This is a genomic window from Pseudomonas sp. PWP3-1b2, from assembly GCF_049896045.1.
Classification (GTDB): domain Bacteria; phylum Pseudomonadota; class Gammaproteobacteria; order Pseudomonadales; family Pseudomonadaceae; genus Aquipseudomonas; species Aquipseudomonas antarctica_B.
In genome coordinates, this window is sequence record NZ_JAFCTN010000005.1 from 66947 (window position 1) to 87703 (window position 20757).

Below are 20757 nucleotides of genomic sequence, written 5' to 3' on the forward strand. Positions count from 1 at the left end.
CTTGCTGAATTCTGCAGAACCTCACCCCATTTCGAGGATTTCCCATGAGCATCGTTCGTAGCGACAAGCCCTTCGTCCTGGCCGGTCGTACCTACCAGTCCCGCCTGCTGGTCGGCACCGGCAAGTACCGCGACATGGAAGAAACCCGTCTGGCCATCGAAGCCTCGGGCGCCGAGATCGTCACCTTTGCCGTGCGCCGCACCAACCTCGGCCAGATCGAAGGCGAGCCGAACCTGCTGCAAGTGCTGTCGCCGGACCGCTATACCTTCCTGCCGAACACCGCCGGTTGCTACGACGCCATTGAAGCCGTGCGCACCTGCCGCCTGGCCCGTGAGCTGCTCGACGGCCACAACCTGGTGAAGCTGGAAGTATTGGCCGACCAGAAAACCCTGTTCCCCAACGTGATCGAAACCCTCAAGGCCGCAGAAACATTGGTCAAGGAAGGTTTTGACGTGATGGTCTACACCAGCGATGACCCGATCATCGCGCGCCAACTGGCTGAAATCGGCTGTATCGCCGTGATGCCGCTGGCCGGTCTGATCGGTTCGGGCCTGGGCATCTGCAACCCGTACAACCTGCAGATCATCCTCGAAGAAGCCAAAATCCCGGTGCTGGTGGATGCGGGCGTGGGCACTGCCTCCGATGCCACCATCGCCATGGAACTGGGCTGCGATGCGGTGCTGATGAACTCAGCCATCGCCCACGCCCAGCAGCCGATCATGATGGCCGAAGCCATGAACCACGCCATCGTCGCGGGCCGTCTGGCCTACCTCGCTGGCCGTATGCCGAAAAAACTCTACGCCAGCGCCTCCTCGCCGCTGGATGGTCTGATCAAGTAAGAGCCATTGATGACTGAATCAAACGAAACGCCGAACACCGTGGAAGAAGGCGACGAGTCCAAGCACCGCCGCATCAAGAGTTTTGTGATGCGCGCCGGTCGCATGACCGAAGGCCAGCAAAAGGGCCTGGAGCAAGGCACGCCGCTGTTCGTGTTGCCGCTGGCCGACGCGCCGGTGGACTACGATCAGGTGTTCGGCCGTTCGGCCCCGCGTTCCCTGGAAATCGGTTTTGGCATGGGCCACTCCCTGCTGGAAATGGCCGCAGCCTCGCCGGAACAGGATTTCATCGGCGTTGAAGTGCACCGTCCGGGTGTCGGCGCGCTGCTCAACGGCGTGCTCACTCAGGGCCTGACGAACCTGCGGGTTTACGACTGCGACGCGATCGAAGTGCTCAACCGCTGCATCGCCGACAACAGCCTCGACCGCCTGATGCTGTTCTTCCCCGACCCATGGCACAAATCCCGTCACCACAAGCGCCGCATCGTCCAGGCTTCCTTCGCGGAGTTGGTGCGCAGCAAGCTCAAGGTGGGCGGCATTCTGCACATGGCCACCGACTGGGAACCGTACGCCGAATACATGCTGGAAGTGATGGCCGTCGCCCCTGGCTACCGCAACCTGGCCGAAGACGGCAAATGCGTGCCACGCCCGGCCGAGCGCCCAATCACCAAGTTCGAACGCCGCGGCGAGCGATTGGGGCATGGGGTGTGGGATTTGAAGTTCGAGAAGATCGACTGACAATACGCGAGCAAAAAATGTGGGAGCTGGCTTGCCTGCGATAGCATCACCTGGGTATCACTGATACACCGAGGTGTCTGCATCGCAGGCAAGCCAGCTCCCACATTTGTTTTGTGTTGGGCTTTAAATCAGCGGCGGTCGGCTACTACGCCAATCAACACCAGCACCACCACCAGCACCGGCGCCAGGCTGTAGTTATTGAACTGGCTCAACCCGCGCACAATCCACGGCGTGGCATAGATCAACGCCGCGCCGCTGCCGATCAGGCACAGTAACGCCATCAACGGTACGCGCAACGCGCCAGCGATGCTGCCAAGTCGCGCTTCCACCCAGCCCTTGATGTCAGCGCCAAACAGCACCAGCAAACAGCCGACAAGGGCCAGGGAAATTTCCGACAGGTTGCTGCGGCTCCAGCGGGATACGGTGGCGAGCAGGTCGAGTACCAAATCCATTCGATTTCCTTAAGAGCGATCAGCTCAAAAACGTCTGCAACAGGTCATTGAGAAAGAGTTGCCCGCGGTCGGTGGCCGCCAGGCGTGACGGTTCGACCTGCATTAAGCCACTTTGTTCTGCCTCGCGGCGCCCTTCCTCGATGCTGGCCAGGTCGAGGCCGGTGCGCTCGGCGTACAGCGCTGAATCAACACCTTCGGTGAGGCGCAACGCGTTCATCAGAAACTCGAAAGGCAGCTCTTCGTTAGTCAGTTCTTTCGCCCCCGCCTGGAAGCTTTTGGCCGGATTAAGGTAGTCCTTCGGCGCGCGGGTTTTCCAGGTGCGCACGATGCGCCCGTCCGGGTGGCTGAGCTTGCCGTGGGCGCCGGCGCCGATACCGATAAAGTCGCCGAAGCTCCAGTAATTCAGGTTATGCAGCGCCGGGCGACCGGGTTGGGCGTAGGCTGAGACTTCATACTGCGCGTAACCGTGTTCGGCGAGCAGCGCCTGACCGGCTTCCTGAATGTCCCACAGCGTGTCGTCTTCGGGCAGCGCGGGCGGCTGGTTCCAGAACACGGTGTTGGGTTCCAGGGTCAGTTGGTACCACGACAGGTGTGTTGGTTTCAGGGCGATGGCTTGGCGCAGGTCACTCAGCGCATCTTCCAGGGACTGATCGGGCAAGCCGTGCATCAAGTCCAGGTTGAAGTTATCGAACCCGGCCTGGCGGGCCATGCCGGCGGCGCGCACGGCTTCGTCGCCGTTGTGGATGCGGCCCAGCGCTTCAAGTTTTTGTTGCTGGAAGCTCTGAATGCCGATGGACAGCCGATTGATACCAAGCTTGCGGTACGCCACGAACTTCTCTTGTTCGAAGGTCCCGGGGTTGGCTTCCAGGGTGATCTCGATGTCGCTGGCAAACGCAATGCGTGCCTCCACGTCCTTGAGCAAGCGGCCCAGCGCGGCGGCGCTGAACAGGCTCGGCGTGCCGCCGCCAAAGAAGATCGAACTGAGTTCACGGCCGTAAACCGCGTGCAGGTCTTGATCCAGGTCGGCGAGCAACGCGTCCACATACGCTTCTTCCGGCAGCACCTTGCTGGCGGTGTGGGAGTTGAAGTCGCAATACGGGCATTTGCGTACGCACCACGGAATGTGGATGTACAGCGCCAGGGGCGGCAGCACAGGCAAAGCCGCCCGAGGCGTTTGCGCGCCGCCGTGAATCAGCGGCTGCGCAGAGGTGTTCTGGGTCATTTCAGTTCAGGCCCAGGCGCTGGCGCAGCAAGACCATGGCGCGGGCGCGGTGGCTGATCTGATTCTTGTCGGCCGGGCTCAGTTCGGCGCTGGAAACATTGCGTTCCGGCACCCAGAACAGCGGGTCATAGCCAAACCCATGTTCGCCACTGGCTGCCTGCAGGATGCGCCCGTGCCACAGGCCTTCGCAGAGAATCGGCAGCGGGTCGTCGGCATGGCGCACCAGGGCCAGCACGCAGACGAACTGTGCACCGCGCATCGCGTCCGGCACATCCTTGAGCGCGTCGAGCAACTTGGCGTTATTCGCCGCGTCGCCTTTGCCGTCGGCATAACGCGCCGAATAGATACCCGGTGCGCCGCCGAGAAAATCCACCGCCAACCCGGAATCGTCCGCCAGCGCGGGCAGGCCGGAAATGCGTGCTGCGTTGCGTGCCTTGAGGATGGCGTTCTCGACAAACGACAGGCCGGTTTCTTCCGGCTCCACCTGGCTGAACTCGCCAATTGAGCGCAGTTGCACGGACTCGCCGAGCATGGCCTGAAGTTCTTTGAGTTTGCCGGCGTTATGGCTGGCGAGTACGAGTTGGGTGAGGTTCATCATTCGGCCGGAAACAGTTCTTGGACAAAACTGAAACCGTGGGCTTTGCCGCCGGTTTCAACGTTGATGGTGAAAGTCTTGAACTCCTGCTGTGGCACGGAGTAAGGCGCGAGGTAGTTGGTCGAACCCTTTTCGGTGATTTGCTTGAATGTCAGCACTTCGCTTTTGCCACTCAGGTCTTTGATGGTGCCGGTCACTTGCGCCACCACGGGCGTTACGCCCTTGAACACCGACACGTTGATCAAGCCCTTGTTCTTGCTGCGCACCACGCCCACGGCCTGAGCCGTTTCCGGTTGCAGAAAGCTTGAGGTAAACGTGTTGTAGCGCACGGTGATGTCGCCAAATTCCTTGGTGCGGTTAGGGTCGATAACGTCGGCGGCCATGGCGTTGGCGCCCAGCAAGGTGGTCAATAAAAAAATAGCCAAACGACTCATGAGCGTCCCTCTTGAAAATGATTAGACGGCAATCTTGTGGTCGGTCAGGCCAGGGCTGCTGACCCGGTAAATACCAATTTCGCCCAACAGGTTGGGCCATAGCTTACTCGCCCAGCCGTGGCGGTGTTGTTGATCGACGGCAAGGCGGTTGATGACCTTGGCCTGACGCTCGCCGCACAAGGCTTCGAAGTCTTCGAAAGTGCAGAAGTGAATGTTCGGCGTGTTGTACCAGGTGTACGGCAGGAAGTCCGACACCGGCATACGGCCTTTGGTGGCCAGGTACCAGCGGCAACGCCAGTGGCCGAAGTTGGGGAACGTGATGATGCACTGGCGGCCCACGCGCAGCATTTCGTCGAGAATGCGGTCCGGGTAGTGCACAGCCTGCAGGGCCTGGGTCATCACCACGATGTCGAAGCTGTTGCTGGCAAAATTGCCCAGGCCCTTGTCCAGGTCCTGCTCGATCACGTTGATGCCCTTGGCCACGCACTGGGCGATGTTGTCCGGGTCGTTTTCGAGGCCATAGCCGGTGACTTGCTTGTTGTCCCGCAGCCAGCTCAGCAGTTCGCCATCGCCGCAACCAAGGTCGAGCACGCGGCTGCCGGCGGGGATCCAGTCTTGGATGATTTCCAGGTCGGCTCTCATGGCGTTCTCACACAGTAATCCGGTTCATGTAGTTGCTAAAGGCCTGCAAGTAACGCGGGATCGGAATCAGGAAGGCGTCGTGGCCTTGCGGAGCGTCGATCTCCAGGTAGCAGACGTCTTTGCGCGCAGCCATCAACGCGTCCACCAGTTCACGCGAGCGCGCCGGCGAGAAACGCCAGTCGGTGGTGAACGACATCACACAGAACTTGGCCGTGGCGACCTCGAAGGTTTTCGCCAGGTCGTCGTCGTGGTTCGCCGCCGGGTCGAAGTAATCCAGCGCCTTGGTCATCAGCAAGTAGGTGTTGGCGTCGAAACGCCCGGAAAACTCCTCGCCCTGATAGCGCAGGTAGCTTTCCACCTGGAACTCGACGCTGTGAAAATCGTAGTTGAGCTTCTCGCTCTTGAGGCCACGGCCGAATTTCTCGCCCATGGAGTCATCGGACAGGTAGGTGATGTGCCCGACCATGCGCGCCAGCATCAAGCCACGCTTGGGGATCACGCCGGCTTCCTGGAACGAACCACCGTGAAACTCGGGGTCGGTGAGGATGGCTTGGCGCGCCACTTCGTTGAAGGCGATGTTTTGCGCCGACAGTTTTGGCGCCGAAGCGATGGCCAGGCAGTGACGTACGCGGTCCGGGTAGGTGATGGTCCATTGCAACGCCTGCATGCCGCCCAGGCTGCCGCCGATCACCGCCGCCCATTGGTGAATGCCCAGCAGGTCAGCGAGGTGCGCCTGGCTGTGCACCCAGTCTTCCACGGTCAGCACCGGGAAGTCGGCGCCGAACGGCTTGCCGGTTTCCGGGTTGATGCTGCTCGGGCCGGTGGAACCGTTGCAGCCGCCGAGGTTGTTCAGGCTGACCACAAAGAATTTGGTGGTGTCGATGGGCTTGCCGGGGCCGATGCAGCTGTCCCACCAGCCGGGCTTGCGCTCGTCGACGGAGTGAAACCCGGCAGCGTGGTGATGGCCGGACAGGGCGTGGCAGATCAGCACGGCGTTGCTCGCCGTGGCGTTCAGTTGGCCGTAGGTTTCGTAGATCAGGTCGTAGGCTGGCAGCGAACGGCCACAGGCCAGGGCCAGTGGTTCGCTGAAGTGCGCCACTTGGGGCACGACCAGTCCAACAGAATCGGGGGGGAAGGCAGTTGGCATCGACCCTGCTCTCGTTTAAATGAGGCGTAAGTCTAAAGAGCGGGAACCCCAGCGGCAAGCAAACCCGCAGATACACAATGGGGGAGTGAACTTGTGTGGGAGCTGGCTTGCCTGCGATTGCATCACCGCGGTGTCACTGACACACCGAGGTGCCTGCATCGCGGGCAAGCCCGGCTCCCACACAAGCCCGCTCCCACAGGAGACCGTGTCAGATCAAACCAAACAGCTCTGTTGGCATGTTCGCAAAGTACGCCAAACGCGGAATCAACCAGCTTTGCAGCAGCTGGATCGCGATAAACGCGAAGATCGGCGAGATATCCAGGCCGCCCAGGTTCGGGATCAGCCGACGGAACGGCGCCAGCACCGGCTCGGTAATCTGCGCCACCAGTTCAGCGCCAGGGCTGCGGCTGCCCGGTGCGACCCACGAGAGGATCACGCTGATGATCATCGACCAGAAGATGATCTTCAAAAACAGCGAGAAAATACCGATCAGGCCCCATGGCAACAGCAGCACGGTGTGGGCCACGTAGCCTTTCAACAGCAGGATCACCACGAACAACAGAATTTGCAGCAGCAGCGCCAGCACCAGCGACGACATGTCCAGCCCGAACATGCTCGGGATCACGCGGCGCAGTGGCTTGAGCAGCGGTTGCGTGGCCCTGACCACGAACTGGCACAGCGGGTTGTAGAAGTTCGCCCGCACCAGTTGCAGGATAAAACGCATCAGCACGATCAGCAGGTACAGGCTGCCCAGGGTCTGAATGATAAAAATGGCAGCGTCATTGATTCCGAGCATGTTTGTTTCCTATCTAGTCCAGTTGCAGGGGACGACTATTTGCCCAACTGTTCGGCCATTTCGGCCGAACGATGTGCAGCGGCACCCAGTGCCTTTTCCACCAGGGCTTCAAAGCCCCCGGCTTGAAACGATTCAATGGCCGCTTGTGTGGTGCCACCCGGCGAGGTCACCCGGCGGCGCAGTTCAGCGGCGTCTGCGTCGCTGGCCACCGCCATCTTCGCAGCGCCCAGAGCCGTTTGTTCGGCCAATTGCTCGGCCACTTCGTGGGGCAGGCCGAGTTTCACACCGGCGGCAGTCATGGCTTCGATCAACAGAAAGAAATACGCCGGGCCACTGCCGGACACGGCGGTGACCGCGTCCAGTTGCTGTTCCTGTTCCAGCCACAGCGCGATGCCCACGGCGGACAGCAGATCCTGAGCCTGATCACGCTGTTGGGCCGTGACTTCATGCGTGGCATACAAACCGCTCACGCCCTGGCGCAGCAGCGACGGGGTGTTGGGCATGCAGCGCACGATGGGCTGGGCGCCGAGCCAGGTGTTCATGCTGGCGCACGTGATACCGGCGGCAATCGACACCACCAATTGATGGGGTTGCAGGCTCGGGCGCAGGCTTTCGCACACGGCTTTCATGGCTTGCGGCTTGACCGCCAGCACGATCACATCCACGCCTTGAATGGCCTCGGCGTTGTCGGCAAAGGTTTCGATACCGTGCTCGGCGCTGACGCGGGCGCGGGTGTCGGCGCCCGGGTCGCTGGCGCGAATCTGCTGGGCTTGCAGGCCTTTGGCCCGCAGGCCGCCGATCAAGCTGGCTGCCATGTTACCGGCGCCGATAAAGGCAATACGCGTGTCGCTCATGACAGGTCCTTACTCAAATGGAAGTCAGCCATTTAGCGGCTGGCCGTAGTCGCGGGCGCCAAACAGCGCGGTACCGATCCGCACCCAGGTGGCGCCTTGGGCGATGGCCGACTCAAGGTCGTGGCTCATGCCCATGGAAAGTGTGTCCAGCGCCAGGTTCAAGCTGGCTTGCAGGTCGCGCACGGTGGCGAATGCTGCGTCTTGCTCGGCGCGATCGTCGGTCGGCTCGGGGATTGCCATCAACCCACGCAGTTTCAAACGCGGCAGGGCGCTGATCGCCTCTGCCAGCGCCGGCAGGTCGGCGGGCGTACAGCCGGACTTGCTGGCTTCGCCACTGACGTTGACCTGGATGCAGATGTTCAGCGGCGGCAGGTCGGCCGGGCGTTGCTCGGAGAGGCGTTGTGCGATTTTAAGGCGGTCCACGGAATGCACCCAAGCGAAGTTCTCGGCGATCGCGCGAGTCTTGTTCGATTGAATGGGGCCGATGAAGTGCCAACTCAAGGGCAGGTCGGTTAATTCGGCCTGTTTGCCCAAGGCTTCCTGCAGATAGTTCTCGCCAAAATCGTGCATCCCGGCGGCATAGGCATCGCGCACCGCTTGCGCGGGTTTGGTCTTGCTCACGGCCAGCAGGTGGATGCTGCTTTCGTCGCGCTGCACGGCGTGGGCCGCGGCGCGGATGCGCTGGCTAACCTGGCCAATGTTGTCTGCTATCGTCGACATTCAAGATGCACCCGTGGATATGGAGTCCGCGGCATTCTACTGGAAATGGAAAGCCCTATGGATATCACTGAATTGCTGACGGCAGGCGTGCGCCGTGGCGCCTCCGACCTGCATTTGTCGGCCGGCCTGGCGCCGATGCTGAGAATCGACGGCGAGGTCTGGCCGCTGGATGCGCCGGTGCTTTCGCCTACGCAAGTAGCGGACCTGTTGAGCCCTTTACTCAATCAGCACCAGCAAAAGGATTTCGAAACATCTCTTGAAACGGATTTTGCGTTCGAGCTGCCGGGCGTGGGGCGGTTCAGGGCCAACGTGTTCCAGCAGGATCGCGGCATGGGGGCGGTGTTTCGCACTATTCCGTGCGAAGTTCAGAGCCTGGAAAGCCTCGGACTAGGAGCGGTGTTCCAGCGTATTGCCCAGTTGCCCCGTGGGCTGGTGCTGGTGACCGGGCCTACCGGGTCCGGCAAATCCACCACGCTGGCGGCGATGATCGATTTTCTCAACAGTCATCGGCGCCAGCACATCCTCACGCTGGAAGACCCTATCGAATTTATCCACCGGCCAAAAACCGCGCTGATCAACCAGCGCCAGGTGCACCGCGACACCCACAGCTTTTCAGCGGCCCTGCGTTCGGCGTTGCGTGAGGACCCGGACGTGATTCTGGTGGGCGAGCTGCGCGACCTCGAAACCATTCGGCTTGCGCTGACGGCGGCTGAGACCGGGCACCTGGTATTTGGCACGCTGCACACTTCGTCGGCGGCAAAGAGCGTGGACCGGCTGGTGGACGTGTTCCCGGCGGGGGAAAAGGCAATGGTGCGCTCGATGCTGTCGGAGTCGCTGCAGGCAGTGGTTTCGCAGGTATTGGTGAAGAAGCTCGGCGGCGGTCGGGTGGCCGCCCATGAAATCATGCTGGGCACGCCAGCCATTCGGAATTTGATCCGCGAGGACAAAGTGGCGCAAATGGTCTCGGCCATTCAAACCGGTGGGGCGTTGGGGATGAAGACGCTGGACATGAGCTTGAAGGCGTTGGTCAGTGAAGGGCTGATCAGCCGGGAGGATGCGCGGGAGCAGGCGAGGGTGCCTGGGGATATCTGAGGCTGATGAAATCAGTGTGGGAGCAGGCTTGCCTGCGATGAGGGAGTGTCAGCGTGCAGGGTACTGCCTGGCAGTCCGCTATCGCAGGCAAGCCAGCTTCCACAGTTGAATGCATTTCAACTGGGGAGGCTGGTGCCTGTTGGTATCAGCGCTGAACAACCCGCAGGTTGTTGTTCTGCTCTTTAGGCAGAACCCGCTTGGCGATCACGTAGTTCTTGTCCCAGAACGGCTTTTTCAGCGTGTCGATGCTGACCGACTTGCCACGGCGCGGTGCGTGGATAAAACGGTCGTTGCCCAGGTAGATGGCAACGTGGTTAACCTGGCGGCTCTTCAACTTGAAGAACAGCAGGTCGCCCGGTTTGAGGTCTTTGCGATCAACTTTCAACCCGTGGCCGGCAGCCATGGCGTTGGAGGTGCGTGGCAAATCCACCGCTTTTACGTCGTTAAACGCGTATTTCACCAAACCACTGCAGTCGAACCCTTTACTTGGGCTGCTGCCGCCCCAACGATAAGGGGTACCGAGCACGTTAACGGCGCGGCTGAGGACATTGCTGCTTTGTTTGGTGTTGACGGCCATCAAGCCTGGGGCTGTTTTACCGTGCTTGCCATGAGTGTTGTTCACTACAGTGGGGCGGTTGACGGTCAGCTTTACCGATTTGGCAGTGCCAGGTGTGCTGTGAGCCTTAGGGGTGAAACCGTTAACATTAGGAAGTCGTTGCTCACGATTGGTGGCGTGGGCGGCCAGTGGCATTAATAGGCAAATGGTTAGCCATGTCTTGAAAAATGGTCGCATTAGGCGTGGCTCTTTTAGGTTTGCGCGCAACTTTATATCAGCTTTTGGTGTCGTTCTCAGGCCGTTTGTCGACTGAACCCTGTGGTCAACTTCAGGAAAAACGCGGCGAATCGTCGCAATTGTCCGACAGAAGTCAGGTGGCATAAGGCTTTGCGGGAAGGAAGATACCATTGGCCGTACGTCGGGCGCCCGTAAAAAAGTCACAAAGAAAATGAAAAATTTTATCTATCAGGGCAAAAGAGGTAGTTCATGAACACCTATCGACAGGATTATTCCCAGCAAGACACCCACAGCAAAGTGATCGGTTACTTGCTCTGGATTCTCGGCTTCACCGGCGCGCATCGCTTCTATTACGGCAAGCCGGTCACCGGGACGATCTGGTTTTTCACCTTTGGGCTGTTGGGTATTGGCTGGCTGATCGACCTGTTTCTGATCCCGGCCATGGACCGCGAAGCGGACCTGCGTTTTACCGCCGGGCCGATTGAATACAACGTGGCGTGGATTCTGTTGGCGTTTCTGGGCGTGTTCGGCGTGCACCGCATGTACCAAGGCAAATGGATCACCGGCCTGATCTACCTGCTGACCGGCGGTTTGTTCCTGGTGGGTGTGCTGTATGACTTCTGGACGCTGAATACGCAGGTGTCGATCCGCAATGCCGAGCGCAACGCCGGACGATAAGATTTGTGGAGATCCAAATGTGGGAGCGGGCTTGCTCGCGAATGCGGTGGTTCAGTCAGTAAATTCGGTGACTGACACTCCGTATTCGCGAGCAAGCCCGCTCCCACATTGACTGTGCCCACTTTGGATCGGGTTCAGGCCTGGTAGCTGATCCGTCCGTCAACCAAGGTGTACCGCACCGCCGCCGGCAGGCTATGGCCGATGAACGGGCAGTTCTCACCTTTCGACAGCCAGTGCTCCCCGGCCACCGTAGAACTGGCCAGGTCAAACAGCACCAGATCCGCCGCCGAACCCACCGCCAACTTACCCGCCGGCAAGCGCAACGCCTGGGCCGGGCCTGAGCTCAGGCGCGCCAACAGCGTCGGCAAATCCAGCAAACCGTCTTCGACCAAGGTCATCGCCAACGGCAGCAACAGCTCAACACTGCTGATGCCCGGCTCAGTCGCGCCAAATGGCGCCAGTTTGGCATCGCGTTCGTGAGGCTGGTGGTGGCTGGAAATCGCCGACACCACACCCGACTTCACCGCCGCGCGCAAACCGTCACGGTCGGCGCGGGTGCGCAGCGGCGGTTGCACGTGGTACAGGCTGGAGAAGTCGATCAACGCCTCGTCCGTCAAAATCAGCTGATACAGCGCCACATCCGCCGTCACCGGCAAACCACGCGCCTGCGCCTGGGCAATCAACGCAACGCCGCGCGCGCTGGTCAGCTGGCTGAAGTGCGCGCGCACGCCGCTTTGTTCCACCAGCAGCAGGTCCCGGGCCAGGGCCACGGTTTCAGCGGTTTCCGGAATGCCCGGCAAACCGAGGAAGCTGGCCACGGCGCCTTCATGGGCCAGGCCGCCTTCGGCCAGGTCGCGGTCCTGGGAATGGAAGATCACCGTCAGATCGAAAGTGGCCGCGTATTCCAGGGCTCGGCACAGGGTGCGGGTGCTGCGAAAGCTTTCCAGCCCGTTGCCAAAGCCCACGCAACCGGCGTCGCGCAGGGCGATCAGCTCGGCGAGTTGTTCGCCTTCCAGGCCTTTGCTCAGGGCGCCGATGGGGAACACTTTGCAATTGCCGGCTTCGCGGGCGCGGTCGAGGATCAGCTCGGTCACCGCCGAGGTGTCGAGGATCGGCTTGGTGTGCGGCGGGCAGCACAGGCTGGTTACGCCACCGGCGGCGGCGGCGCGGGTTTCGCTGGTGATGTTGCCCTTGCGGCTGTAACCCGGCTCGCGCAGGGCGACGTTCAGGTCCACCAGGCCCGGCGCGGCGACCAGGCCTTTGGCGTCAATGGTATCGCTCGCGCTGAAACCTGCCGGGGCCGCGCCCATGGCGATGATCTTGCCGGCTTCCAGGTGCAAATCGGTAATTTGATCCAGGCCACTGGCTGGGTCGATGACTCGGGCGCCGAGGATGCTGAGCTTCACTGGGCGTTCTCCTGCTCGAATTGACGTTGCGCGGTTTGCCCGCTCATGGCCATGGACAACACTGCCATGCGGATCGCGATGCCGTAGGTGACCTGATTCAAAATCACCGATTGCGGGCCGTCGGCCACCGCCGACTCAATCTCCACGCCGCGGTTGATCGGGCCTGGGTGCATCACGATGGCATCCGGCTTGGCACCGGCCAAACGCGCGGTGGTCAGGCCGAACAGGCGGTAGAACTCGCCTTCGCTCGGCAGCAGGCCACCGGACATGCGTTCGCGTTGCAGGCGCAACATGATCACCACGTCCACATCCTTGAGGCCTTCGGCCATGTCGGTGTAGACCTTCACGCCGTATTGCTCGATGCCGATCGGCAGCAGGGTTTTTGGCGCAATTACGCGGATATCCGGGCAACCCAGGGTTTTCAGGGCCAGCATGTTCGAACGCGCGACCCGCGAGTGCAGGATGTCGCCGACGATGGCCACCGAGAGGTTTTCAAAGCTGCCCTTGTGCCGACGAATGGTGAGCATGTCGAGCATGCCCTGGGTCGGGTGGGCGTGGCGGCCGTCGCCGCCGTTGATAATCGCCACCTGCGGGCACACGTGCTCGGCGATGAAGTGCGCGGCGCCGGAGTCGCCGTGGCGCACCACGAACATGTCGGCGGCCATGGCTTCGAGGTTGCGCAGGGTGTCGAGCAGGGTTTCGCCCTTGCTCGCCGACGAGGTGGACACGTTCAGCGTGATCACGTCGGCCGACAGCCGCTGGGCCGCCAGTTCAAAGGTGGTACGGGTGCGGGTGGAGTTCTCGAAGAACACGTTGCAGATGGTTTTGCCGCGCAACAGCGGGACTTTTTTCACCGCCCGGCCGCCGACTTCGAGGAACGAGTCGGCCGTGTCGAGGATTTCGGTGAGCAGTTCGCGGGGCAAACCGTCGAGGGACAAGAAGTGTTGCAGCTGGCCCTGAGCATTGAGCTGCAGCGGTCGCTTGGCATCTAGAGGCGTCATCGCGGGGACTCTATACAAGGCGGTTTAAAGGGCAAGGTCTTGCAGTTCGAGTTCGAGCGGCGTGGGACCGGACAATTTTACCCGTTGATGGGCTTGCAGCGACAGGGTTGCGCCGACTACATCCGGGCTGATCGGCAATTCGCCGGCTTCCAGGTCCAGCAGGCACACCAGCGTCACGCTGGCCGGGCGGCCGTAGTCGAACAGCTCGTTCATGGCGGCGCGGATGGTACGGCCGCTCATCAGCACGTCGTCGATCAGCACCAGGTGCTGGCCTTCGATTTCAAACGGCAGGGCCGACGGGCGCACTTGCGGGTGCAGGCCGTTCTGGCTGAAGTCGTCGCGGTAGAACGACACGTCCAGCGTGCCCAGCGGCGAGTCGCTGCCCAGTGCTTCCAGCAAGGCCTGGGCCACCCACACACCGCCGGTGCGGATGCCGATAAAACGCGGCTCGCTGATGGCGCGGTGTTGCAGATGGGCGGTGAGGCTCGTCGCCATCTGGCTGATCAGTTCGGCGGGATTGGGCAGGCTCATGGTGGCTCCTTCAAGGCCTCGCGCGGCGGGATAGCGGCAAGGTCCGGGCTCAAACGTAAAAAGACGCGGCAAGCCGCGTCAGTCAGGATTCAAATAAAGCGGTGTTTTCATCCAGCCAACCCTGCAACAGCAAGGCGGCGGCGATGGCGTCCACGGGGTTGTCGCGGTAGCTGCCTTTTTGCCCGCCACGGTCGCGGCGCTCACCCTTGGCTTCAAAGGTGGTCAGGCGTTCATCGTGGGTATAGAAGGGCAGGTTGTAGCGGCCATTGAGGCGGCGGGCGAATTTTTCGGCGCGCAGGCACATCTCGCTGGGGGTGCCGTCCATGTTCAGGGGCAGGCCGACGACAACCGCGTCGGGCTTCCATTCCTTGATCAGGGCTTCAACCTGATTCCAGTCCGGCACGCCGTTCTGTGCTTTCAGGGTACACAGCTCGCGGGCCTGGCCGGTGATGACCTGGCCGACCGCCACGCCGATCTGTTTGGTGCCGTAGTCAAAACCGAGGATCAGACGCAAGGCCATCAGGCGTGCCCCGCCTGGCTGGTCAGCAGGCTGAGGTTGACCCGCAGCTTGGCGGCGGCTGCTTCCAGGCGCAGTTCGCTGGCGGTATTAAAGAGGATGTCGGCGTCATACGGGCAGGTGAGCCAGGCATTACTCGCCAATTCGGCTTCCAGTTGCCCGGCCTCCCAGCCGGCGTAGCCGAGGGTGATCACGCTTTGCTCAGGGCCTATGCCGTCGGCGATGGCGAACAACACATCCTGGGACGTGGACAGCGACACGCCGTCAAGGTCGACCGTGGCCTGGAACTTCGGCCCGGAGGGGTGCAGCACAAAACCGCGATCGGTCTGCACCGGCCCGCCTGTGTAGATAGGCACGCTCTGGCAACGCGCTGGCGGGTCGATTTCCGGTCGCAACTGCTCAAGGATGTCCGCCAGGTTCAGCTCTTGCGGACGGTTGACCACCAAGCCCATCGCACCATTGGCCGTGTGCTCGACGATGTAGGTCAAGGTTTGCGCAAAGTTCGGGTCGGCCATGTGGGGCATGGCAATCAGGAATTGGTGCTTGAGGTAGGTCGGGCTGACATTTTTCATGTCCACTAGTGTGGCGTTGGAGGGGCGAACTGACAAGCTGCGCCGGGCCTTAAATGATGGACCGTTGTGGCGGGGGAACGATCAGTTGCTGGAGAGGCGGTCGCCTCGGGCAAACTTCCAGGTGCGGATGATTTCCAGGCGGTCGATGTCGTTCAGGTCGCCGGTAAACGGCGCGAAAGGCGCAGCCAGGCGCACGATGCGCTGGGCGGCCTGGTCCAGCAGCGGCTGGCCGGAGGACTCCAGTACCTGCACTTCATACAGCGTGCCGTCGCGGTTGATTGACACCAAAAGACGCAAATTGCCGTAAATCTGCTGGCGCCGCGCTTCATCCGGGTAGTTGAGGTTGCCGATGCGCTCGACCTTCTTGCGCCATTCGTCCTTATACCAGGCGCCCTTGTCGCGCATGGTCGAGGCCGCGTTCAGGCGGTAGATACGTGGGCGCTTGGCGTACAGCTGCTGTTCATTGGCCAGTTCGGCCTCAAGGCTGGAAATCTGGTCGGACAGCTGCGAGCTGTCGAAGGTCGGCGCCGGTTTGACTGGCTCAGGCGTCGGCTCGGTCTTGGTTTTTTCGCGCTGGGTCGGGGCTTTTTGCGGCTTGGGCGCAACAGTCGTCACCGCTGCCTTGGGCGCGGCCTGTTTCACCTCGGGCTTGGGCGTGGGCGGCGGGGTGACTTTATTGACCTTGTTGTCCTGGAACGGCGCCACTTCAGTGGTCTTGGGCACGGCTTTTTTGTCCAGCGTGCCGCTGCCTTGCTGGTTTTCCTGAGCGAGAAAGTCAGCCTTTTCGGGCTTCTTTTCGCTTTTGAACGTGGCGAGGGTGATTTCCAGGGTTTTGCTGATTTGCTTGGGTTCGGCAAAGGTGAAACCCAGGCCGAGGATCAAGGCAAGGTGGATCAATGCAGCGAGGAACAGGGTAAATCCGAGCCGATCAGCCGGGCGCACGCCGCTGTGGGAGAGTTCGGGGGGCAGATCGGACGGGAGTGTCATGACAAAAAAACCAACATCGCGCGTTTCACAGGTGGCGCATGATAACGCAATGTTGGTTCGTGTCCGGCTGTTCTATGTCACTTGGCTTGTAGCTTGCGCTCAATGGCCGCCATCAGCATTTCGCCGATGTTCGTGCCAAATGCGTTGTCGATCTCGCGAATACAGGTCGGGCTAGTGACATTAATTTCAGTGAGGTTCTCACCAATTACGTCTAGTCCTACAAACAGCAGGCCTTTTTCGCGCAGGGTCGGGCCGACCTGGGCGGCGATCCAGCGATCCTTGTCTGTGAGTGGGCGCGCTTCACCGCGACCACCGGCCGCCAGGTTACCGCGTGTTTCGCCAGCCGCTGGAATGCGCGCCAGGCAGTAATCCACCGGCTCGCCGTCGATCATCAGAATGCGCTTGTCGCCGTCCTTGATCGCCGGAATGTACGCCTGGCCCATGATCTGCTGGGTGCCCAGCACGGTCAGGGTTTCCAGGATCACCGACAGGTTCGGGTCGCCCGCGCGGTGGCGGAAGATCGACGTGCCGCCCATGCCGTCCAGCGGCTTGAGGATCACATCACCGTGCTTGGCGGCGAATTCACGCAGCACGTCGGCGCGGCGGCTGACCACGGTGGGCGGCGTGCACTGCGGGAACAGCGTGGCGAACAGCTTTTCATTGCAGTCGCGCAGGCTTTGCGGCTTGTTGACGATCAGCACGCCAGCACGCTCGGCCTGCTCCAGCAGGTAGGTGGAATAGACGAATTCCATGTCGAACGGCGGATCCTTGCGCATCAGGATCACATCGAGGTCGGCCAGCGGGCTGTCGATCTCATCCGCCAGTTCGAACCACTTTTCAGGGTTGGCAAACACCTGCAGCGGGCGCATGCGCGCACGGGCTTCACCGTCGCCCTGGTAAAGGTCGCGCTGCTCCATATAGAACAGGGTCCAGCCGCGGGCCTGAGCGGCCAGGAGCATGGCCAGCGAACTGTCCTTTTTATAGGAGATGCTGGCGATAGGGTCCATGACAATGCCGACGCGAACGCTCATGGGGGATTTCCTCTAGCAAATTAGGGCGCATAAAAGTGGCGTCAGAGTGGCGCTGCGGCTGTTGTGGGTCAAGGAAAAACCACCGGGCCGGTCGCTCGATAGATTGCACCCCCGAGACTGTGCTAAAAAGACTGCCACGGCGCAGCAGCCCTTGAATTCCAAGGCTTGCGGCGTTCATCCTGTGAGACATCAGGCAGTACACACCGAAAACCGATTCGCTGTGGCGATGGTAGAGCAGATATGGAACAGCATTCCAACGCCTTGAGAGTGATGGTGATCGACGATTCAAAAACGATCCGCCGCACTGCTGAAACCCTGTTGAAGAACGCGGGCTGCGACGTCATCACGGCCATCGACGGTTTCGATGCCCTGGCCCGGATTGTTGATCATCACCCGCACATTATTTTTGTCGACATCATGATGCCGCGCCTGGATGGCTATCAGACCTGCGCGCTGGTGAAGAACAACCCGGCGTTCAAGTCGATCCCGGTGATCATGTTGTCGTCCAGGGACGGCTTGTTCGACAAGGCCAAGGGGCGCACCGTGGGTGTCGATCAATTTTTGACCAAGCCTTTCAGCAAGGAAGAGCTGCTGAGCGCGATCAAGGCCTACGTGCCTGCCTTCGCCGCAGTAGAACAAGCACACTGACACCGCCTTAAAAAGGCCGGCGTCCACCAATGTAGTGGGGAAAACCATGGCACGTGTTCTGATCGTCGACGATTCGCCGACCGAAATGTACAAACTGACCGGCATGCTGGAAAAGCACGGTCATCAGGTTCTCAAGGCCGAAAACGGCGCGGACGGCGTGGCCCTGGCCCGCCAGGAAAAACCCGACGCCGTGCTGATGGACATCGTGATGCCGGGCCTCAATGGCTTTCAGGCCACCCGCCAGCTGTCCAAGGAGCCGGAAACCAACGGCATCCCGATCATCATCATCACCACCAAAGACCAGGAAACCGACAAGATCTGGGGCGCGCGCCAGGGTGCCAAGGATTACCTGACCAAGCCGGTGGACGAAGAAACCCTGATTGCCACCCTGAACAAGGTGCTGGCCGGCTGACGGCACGCCATCATGACCGAGTCGCAAACCGCCTTTGAGCTGTTGCTGGACATCGACCGCCGCTGCCGTCTGCTGGCCGTCGACCTGCCGTCCCAGGAGGCCCGCCTGCAGCGCTGGAGCGGGATTGGCTTTCGGCTGGGGCCGCACTTGTACGTGGCGCCGATGGGCGAAGTCGCCGAGGTGTTGCACGAGCCGCGCTGCACTTTGATGCCGGGCGTCAAACCCTGGGTCAAGGGCGTGGCCAACCTGCGCGGGCGCCTGCTGCCGGTGATGGATTTGGGCGGTTTTCTCGGCCTTGAACTGTCACGGGCGCGCAAGCAACGGCGGGTGCTGGTGGTGGAATTCAACGACCTGTTTGTGGGGCTGCTGGTGGACGAGGTGGTAGGCATGCAGCATTTCGCACAAGACGCGTTGTTAACCAGCGCCACTCCCAGCGCGCCGTTTATTCAGGGCAGGTTCGACGGCGACCCGCTCTGGCAGGTCTTCAGCCCCTTCGCTTTAGCCCAGGCCCCAGGCTTCATGGATGTTGCCGCATGACCACCGTCACCCCGCTCAAACCTCAGGCCGCGTCGCGCAGCCGTTCGCAGATCATCGTGCTGTTTATCGCGCTGATCGTGTTCATCATGCTGCTGTTCGCCAACTTCGCGTACCTCAACACCCAATCGACTTACGACAAACAGTACATCGGCCACGCCGGTGAATTGCGCGTGCTGTCCCAGCGCATTGCCAAGAACGCTACCGAAGCTGCTGCCGGCAAGGCCGCCGCGTTCAAGCTGCTGGGCGATGCGCGCAATGATTTCGCCCAGCGCTGGGGTTACCTGAAAAAAGGCGACATCGAGACCGGCCTCCCGGCGGCGCCGAATGCCGTGCGTGCCGAAATGCGCGCGGTGCAGACCGATTGGGAAGCGTTGTTGAAAAACACCGACGCGATCCTCGCCAGCGAGCAAACCGTGCTGTCGTTGCATCAAGTGGCCGCGACCCTCGCCGAAACCGTGCCGCAATTGCAGATGGAGTCCGAAAAAGTCGTCGACATCCTGCTGCAACGCGGCGCCCCGGCCAGCCAGGTGGCGGTGGCCCAGCGCCAGTCGCTGCTGGCCGAGCGGATTCTCGGCGCCGTAAACACCGTGCTCGCCGGCGACGAAACCGCCGTGCAGGCCGCCGATGCCTTTGGCCGCGACGCCAATCGTTTCGGCCAGGTGCTGAACGGCATGCTCCAGGGCAACCCGGGCCTGCGCATCAGCCAGGTCGAAGACCCTGACGCCCGCGCACGGCTGGCGGAAATCGCCGAACTGTTCGAATTTGTCTCCGGCTCCGTGGATGAAATCCTCGAAACCTCGCCGCAGTTGTTCCAGGTGCGCGCCTCGGCGAGCAATATTTTCAACCTGTCGCAAACCCTGCTCGATGAAGCCTCGCACCTGGCCACCGGGTTTGAAAACCTCGCGGACGGGCGCAGTTTCGACACCATCGGTGGCTACGTGCTGGGCCTGTTGGCGCTGACGTCGATCATCCTCATCGGCCTGGTGATGGTGCGCGAGACCAACCGACAGCTGCGTGAAACCGCCGAGAAGAACGAGCGCAATCAGAACGCGATCATGCGTCTGCTGGATGAAATCGAAGACCTGGCCGACGGCGACCTCACCGTGACCGCCTCGGTCACCGAAGACTTCACCGGCACCATCGCCGATTCGATCAACTATTCTGTGGACCAGCTGCGCGATCTGGTCGCTACCATCAACCTCACCGCCGGCCAGGTTGCCGGCGCGGTCCAGGACACCCAGGCCACCGCCATGCATCTGGCCCAGGCCTCGGAGCACCAGGCCCAGCAGATTGCCGAGGCCTCCACGGCAATCAACCAGATGGCCCAATCCATTGATCAGGTTTCCGCCAACGCCGCCGAGTCTTCGGCGGTGGCGGAGCGCTCGGTGGAAATTGCCAACAAGGGCAACGAGGTGGTGCACAACACCATCCACGGCATGGACAACATTCGCGAACAGATCCAGGACACCGCCAAGCGCATCAAGCGTCTGGGCGAGTCGTCCCAGGAAATTGGCGACATCGTCAGCCTGATCGACGACATTGCCGACCAAACCAACATCCTCGCCCTCAACGCGGCGATCCAGGCGAGCATGGCCGGGGACGCCGGGCGCGGTTTTGCGGTGGTCGCGGATGAAGTGCAGCGGCTGGCCGAACGTTCGTCAGCGGCTACGCGGCAGATTGAAACACTGGTGCGGGCGATTCAGACCGACACCAATGAGGCGGTGATTTCAATGGAGCAAACCACCACCGAAGTGGTGCGCGGTGCGCGGCTCGCGCAGGACGCGGGTGTGGCGCTGGAAGAGATCGAAGGCGTGTCGAAAACCCTGGCGGCGTTGATTCAGAGCATTTCGAATGCGGCGCAGCAACAGACGTCATCGGCGGGGCAGATTTCCCTGACCATGAATGTGATTCAGCAGATCACTACGCAGACGTCGTCGGGTTCTACCGCCACCGCCGAAAGCATCGGTAATTTGGCGAAGATGGCCAGCCAGTTGCGCAGGTCGGTGTCGGGTTTTACCTTGCCGTCGCCCAAACAGGTCGATGATTGAAATACAGTCAAAAGAACACCACAGTCCAAATGTGGGAGCTGGCTTGCCTGCGATAGCGGTCTGCCAGA

At 61.3% G+C, this 20757-nt stretch carries 25 protein-coding genes; 8 read left to right on the forward strand and 17 right to left on the reverse strand.

Going from position 1 to position 20757, the window contains the following annotated elements; genetic code table 11:
- Window positions 1-44: 44 nt before the first annotated feature.
- Together ACP7A2_RS05005 and trmB are read left to right on the forward strand one after the other, a co-directional pair.
- Window positions 45-839: a thiazole synthase gene (locus tag ACP7A2_RS05005; protein ID WP_348056980.1), complete on the forward strand. Its 795-nt coding sequence runs from the start codon at window positions 45-47 to the stop codon at window positions 837-839.
- Window positions 840-848: 9 nt separating this feature from the next.
- A complete protein-coding gene (trmB, locus tag ACP7A2_RS05010; protein WP_426133341.1) occupies window positions 849-1574 on the forward strand; it encodes a tRNA (guanosine(46)-N7)-methyltransferase TrmB in 726 nt (241 codons plus the stop codon).
- 128 nt (window positions 1575-1702) lie between these two features.
- Here trmB and ACP7A2_RS05015 read toward each other — a convergent pair whose 3' ends face one another.
- From ACP7A2_RS05015 to ACP7A2_RS05055, 9 genes are all read right to left on the reverse strand, one after another.
- On the reverse strand, window positions 1703-2026 hold the full coding sequence (locus ACP7A2_RS05015; protein WP_034133991.1) for a DUF3392 domain-containing protein: 324 nt from the start codon (window positions 2024-2026) through the stop codon (window positions 1703-1705).
- 19 nt (window positions 2027-2045) lie between these two features.
- On the reverse strand, window positions 2046-3248 hold the full coding sequence (gene hemW, locus ACP7A2_RS05020) for a radical SAM family heme chaperone HemW (RefSeq protein WP_426133342.1): 1203 nt from the start codon (window positions 3246-3248) through the stop codon (window positions 2046-2048).
- A 1-nt stretch (window position 3249) separates the two neighbouring features.
- On the reverse strand, window positions 3250-3846 hold the full coding sequence (rdgB, locus tag ACP7A2_RS05025; RefSeq protein WP_348056986.1) for an RdgB/HAM1 family non-canonical purine NTP pyrophosphatase: 597 nt from the start codon (window positions 3844-3846) through the stop codon (window positions 3250-3252).
- Window positions 3843-4277: a DUF4426 domain-containing protein gene (locus ACP7A2_RS05030; protein WP_348056988.1), complete on the reverse strand. Its 435-nt coding sequence runs from the start codon at window positions 4275-4277 to the stop codon at window positions 3843-3845. Before ACP7A2_RS05030 ends, rdgB begins: the two co-directional genes overlap by 4 nt.
- Window positions 4278-4298: 21 nt before the next feature.
- The gene (gene metW, locus ACP7A2_RS05035; protein ID WP_426133343.1) at window positions 4299-4919 is read right to left on the reverse strand and encodes a methionine biosynthesis protein MetW; all 621 of its coding nucleotides are present in this window, start codon (window positions 4917-4919) and stop codon (window positions 4299-4301) included.
- A 7-nt stretch (window positions 4920-4926) separates the two neighbouring features.
- Entirely contained in the window at window positions 4927-6066 is a 1140-nt protein-coding gene (metX, locus tag ACP7A2_RS05040) for a homoserine O-succinyltransferase MetX (RefSeq protein ID WP_426133344.1), read from the reverse strand.
- Window positions 6067-6274: 208 nt separating this feature from the next.
- Window positions 6275-6862 (reverse strand): YggT family protein, encoded by a 588-nt coding sequence (locus ACP7A2_RS05045; RefSeq protein WP_426133345.1) that lies wholly within the window; start codon window positions 6860-6862, stop codon window positions 6275-6277.
- A 35-nt stretch (window positions 6863-6897) separates the two neighbouring features.
- Window positions 6898-7716: a pyrroline-5-carboxylate reductase gene (gene proC / locus ACP7A2_RS05050; RefSeq protein WP_375066471.1), complete on the reverse strand. Its 819-nt coding sequence runs from the start codon at window positions 7714-7716 to the stop codon at window positions 6898-6900.
- Window positions 7717-7740: 24 nt separating this feature from the next.
- Complete coding sequence (locus tag ACP7A2_RS05055; protein ID WP_426133346.1) at window positions 7741-8436, reverse strand: YggS family pyridoxal phosphate-dependent enzyme; 696 nt, start codon at window positions 8434-8436, stop codon at window positions 7741-7743.
- Window positions 8437-8493: 57 nt separating this feature from the next.
- On the opposite strand from ACP7A2_RS05055, the gene ACP7A2_RS05060 reads away from it, so the two are divergent.
- Complete coding sequence (locus tag ACP7A2_RS05060; protein WP_426133347.1) at window positions 8494-9528, forward strand: type IV pilus twitching motility protein PilT; 1035 nt, start codon at window positions 8494-8496, stop codon at window positions 9526-9528.
- 145 nt (window positions 9529-9673) lie between these two features.
- On the opposite strand, the gene ACP7A2_RS05065 is transcribed toward ACP7A2_RS05060, so the two are convergent.
- The gene (locus ACP7A2_RS05065; protein ID WP_426133436.1) at window positions 9674-10321 is read right to left on the reverse strand and encodes a C40 family peptidase; all 648 of its coding nucleotides are present in this window, start codon (window positions 10319-10321) and stop codon (window positions 9674-9676) included.
- 249 nt (window positions 10322-10570) lie between these two features.
- Here ACP7A2_RS05065 and ACP7A2_RS05070 point away from each other — a divergent pair, with 249 nt between their 5' ends.
- Complete coding sequence (locus tag ACP7A2_RS05070; protein ID WP_348057003.1) at window positions 10571-10999, forward strand: TM2 domain-containing protein; 429 nt, start codon at window positions 10571-10573, stop codon at window positions 10997-10999.
- A gap of 134 nt (window positions 11000-11133) precedes the next feature.
- On the opposite strand, the gene ACP7A2_RS05075 is transcribed toward ACP7A2_RS05070, so the two are convergent.
- The 7 genes from ACP7A2_RS05075 to gshB all read right to left on the reverse strand — a co-directional run bounded on the left by ACP7A2_RS05075 (window position 11134) and on the right by gshB (window position 17044).
- Window positions 11134-12405 (reverse strand): dihydroorotase, encoded by a 1272-nt coding sequence (locus ACP7A2_RS05075; RefSeq protein ID WP_426133348.1) that lies wholly within the window; start codon window positions 12403-12405, stop codon window positions 11134-11136.
- Complete coding sequence (locus ACP7A2_RS05080) at window positions 12402-13406, reverse strand: aspartate carbamoyltransferase catalytic subunit (protein ID WP_348057007.1); 1005 nt, start codon at window positions 13404-13406, stop codon at window positions 12402-12404. Before ACP7A2_RS05080 ends, ACP7A2_RS05075 begins: the two co-directional genes overlap by 4 nt.
- 24 nt (window positions 13407-13430) lie before the next feature.
- On the reverse strand, window positions 13431-13937 hold the full coding sequence (pyrR, locus tag ACP7A2_RS05085) for a bifunctional pyr operon transcriptional regulator/uracil phosphoribosyltransferase PyrR (RefSeq protein WP_426133349.1): 507 nt from the start codon (window positions 13935-13937) through the stop codon (window positions 13431-13433).
- A gap of 82 nt (window positions 13938-14019) precedes the next feature.
- A complete protein-coding gene (gene ruvX / locus ACP7A2_RS05090) occupies window positions 14020-14457 on the reverse strand; it encodes a Holliday junction resolvase RuvX (RefSeq protein ID WP_003213744.1) in 438 nt (145 codons plus the stop codon).
- Window positions 14457-15026 (reverse strand): YqgE/AlgH family protein, encoded by a 570-nt coding sequence (locus ACP7A2_RS05095; RefSeq protein ID WP_426133350.1) that lies wholly within the window; start codon window positions 15024-15026, stop codon window positions 14457-14459. Before ACP7A2_RS05095 ends, ruvX begins: the two co-directional genes overlap by 1 nt.
- 81 nt (window positions 15027-15107) lie before the next feature.
- Window positions 15108-16013 carry an energy transducer TonB gene (locus tag ACP7A2_RS05100; RefSeq protein WP_348057011.1) on the reverse strand — a complete coding sequence of 302 codons (906 nt, stop codon included), beginning with the start codon at window positions 16011-16013 and terminating at the stop codon, window positions 15108-15110.
- A gap of 77 nt (window positions 16014-16090) precedes the next feature.
- A complete protein-coding gene (gene gshB / locus ACP7A2_RS05105; protein ID WP_017253947.1) occupies window positions 16091-17044 on the reverse strand; it encodes a glutathione synthase in 954 nt (317 codons plus the stop codon).
- 240 nt (window positions 17045-17284) lie between these two features.
- Between gshB and pilG the strand changes: the two genes are divergently transcribed.
- From pilG to ACP7A2_RS05125, 4 genes are read left to right on the forward strand one after another with little or no spacing between them, the layout of a single operon-like run.
- Complete coding sequence (pilG, locus tag ACP7A2_RS05110; protein WP_375066483.1) at window positions 17285-17692, forward strand: twitching motility response regulator PilG; 408 nt, start codon at window positions 17285-17287, stop codon at window positions 17690-17692.
- A 46-nt stretch (window positions 17693-17738) separates the two neighbouring features.
- Window positions 17739-18104, forward strand: coding sequence for a twitching motility response regulator PilH (gene pilH, locus ACP7A2_RS05115; protein ID WP_014720320.1), 366 nt, complete (start codon window positions 17739-17741; stop codon window positions 18102-18104).
- Between the two features lie 12 nt (window positions 18105-18116).
- Complete coding sequence (locus ACP7A2_RS05120; RefSeq protein WP_426133351.1) at window positions 18117-18641, forward strand: chemotaxis protein CheW; 525 nt, start codon at window positions 18117-18119, stop codon at window positions 18639-18641.
- The gene (locus ACP7A2_RS05125) at window positions 18638-20689 is read left to right on the forward strand and encodes a methyl-accepting chemotaxis protein (protein WP_348061783.1); all 2052 of its coding nucleotides are present in this window, start codon (window positions 18638-18640) and stop codon (window positions 20687-20689) included. Before ACP7A2_RS05120 ends, ACP7A2_RS05125 begins: the two co-directional genes overlap by 4 nt.
- Window positions 20690-20757: the final 68 nt, after the last annotated feature.

Bases quoted from the DNA above. Each gene is read 5' to 3' on its own strand.
- ACP7A2_RS05055 (WP_426133346.1), bottom strand. From the start codon at position 8,436: ATGTCGACGATAGCAGACAACATTGGCCAGGTTAGCCAGCGCATCCGC.
- ACP7A2_RS05030 (WP_348056988.1), bottom strand. From the start codon at position 4,277: ATGAGTCGTTTGGCTATTTTTTTATTGACCACCTTGCTGGGCGCCAAC.
- ACP7A2_RS05065 (WP_426133436.1), bottom strand. From the start codon at position 10,321: ATGCGACCATTTTTCAAGACATGGCTAACCATTTGCCTATTAATGCCA.
- ACP7A2_RS05125 (WP_348061783.1), top strand. From the start codon at position 18,638: ATGACCACCGTCACCCCGCTCAAACCTCAGGCCGCGTCGCGCAGCCGT.
- ACP7A2_RS05120 (WP_426133351.1), top strand. From the start codon at position 18,117: ATGACCGAGTCGCAAACCGCCTTTGAGCTGTTGCTGGACATCGACCGC.
- hemW (WP_426133342.1), bottom strand. From the start codon at position 3,248: ATGACCCAGAACACCTCTGCGCAGCCGCTGATTCACGGCGGCGCGCAA.
- ACP7A2_RS05015 (WP_034133991.1), bottom strand. From the start codon at position 2,026: ATGGATTTGGTACTCGACCTGCTCGCCACCGTATCCCGCTGGAGCCGC.
- metX (WP_426133344.1), bottom strand. From the start codon at position 6,066: ATGCCAACTGCCTTCCCCCCCGATTCTGTTGGACTGGTCGTGCCCCAA.
- ACP7A2_RS05045 (WP_426133345.1), bottom strand. From the start codon at position 6,862: ATGCTCGGAATCAATGACGCTGCCATTTTTATCATTCAGACCCTGGGC.
- ACP7A2_RS05080 (WP_348057007.1), bottom strand. From the start codon at position 13,406: ATGACGCCTCTAGATGCCAAGCGACCGCTGCAGCTCAATGCTCAGGGC.
- pyrR (WP_426133349.1), bottom strand. From the start codon at position 13,937: ATGAGCCTGCCCAATCCCGCCGAACTGATCAGCCAGATGGCGACGAGC.
- proC (WP_375066471.1), bottom strand. From the start codon at position 7,716: ATGAGCGACACGCGTATTGCCTTTATCGGCGCCGGTAACATGGCAGCC.
- pilH (WP_014720320.1), top strand. From the start codon at position 17,739: ATGGCACGTGTTCTGATCGTCGACGATTCGCCGACCGAAATGTACAAA.
- metW (WP_426133343.1), bottom strand. From the start codon at position 4,919: ATGAGAGCCGACCTGGAAATCATCCAAGACTGGATCCCCGCCGGCAGC.
- ACP7A2_RS05060 (WP_426133347.1), top strand. From the start codon at position 8,494: ATGGATATCACTGAATTGCTGACGGCAGGCGTGCGCCGTGGCGCCTCC.
- ACP7A2_RS05005 (WP_348056980.1), top strand. From the start codon at position 45: ATGAGCATCGTTCGTAGCGACAAGCCCTTCGTCCTGGCCGGTCGTACC.
- rdgB (WP_348056986.1), bottom strand. From the start codon at position 3,846: ATGATGAACCTCACCCAACTCGTACTCGCCAGCCATAACGCCGGCAAA.
- ACP7A2_RS05100 (WP_348057011.1), bottom strand. From the start codon at position 16,013: ATGACACTCCCGTCCGATCTGCCCCCCGAACTCTCCCACAGCGGCGTG.
- pilG (WP_375066483.1), top strand. From the start codon at position 17,285: ATGGAACAGCATTCCAACGCCTTGAGAGTGATGGTGATCGACGATTCA.
- gshB (WP_017253947.1), bottom strand. From the start codon at position 17,044: ATGAGCGTTCGCGTCGGCATTGTCATGGACCCTATCGCCAGCATCTCC.
- ACP7A2_RS05095 (WP_426133350.1), bottom strand. From the start codon at position 15,026: ATGAAAAATGTCAGCCCGACCTACCTCAAGCACCAATTCCTGATTGCC.
- ruvX (WP_003213744.1), bottom strand. From the start codon at position 14,457: ATGGCCTTGCGTCTGATCCTCGGTTTTGACTACGGCACCAAACAGATC.
- ACP7A2_RS05070 (WP_348057003.1), top strand. From the start codon at position 10,571: ATGAACACCTATCGACAGGATTATTCCCAGCAAGACACCCACAGCAAA.
- trmB (WP_426133341.1), top strand. From the start codon at position 849: ATGACTGAATCAAACGAAACGCCGAACACCGTGGAAGAAGGCGACGAG.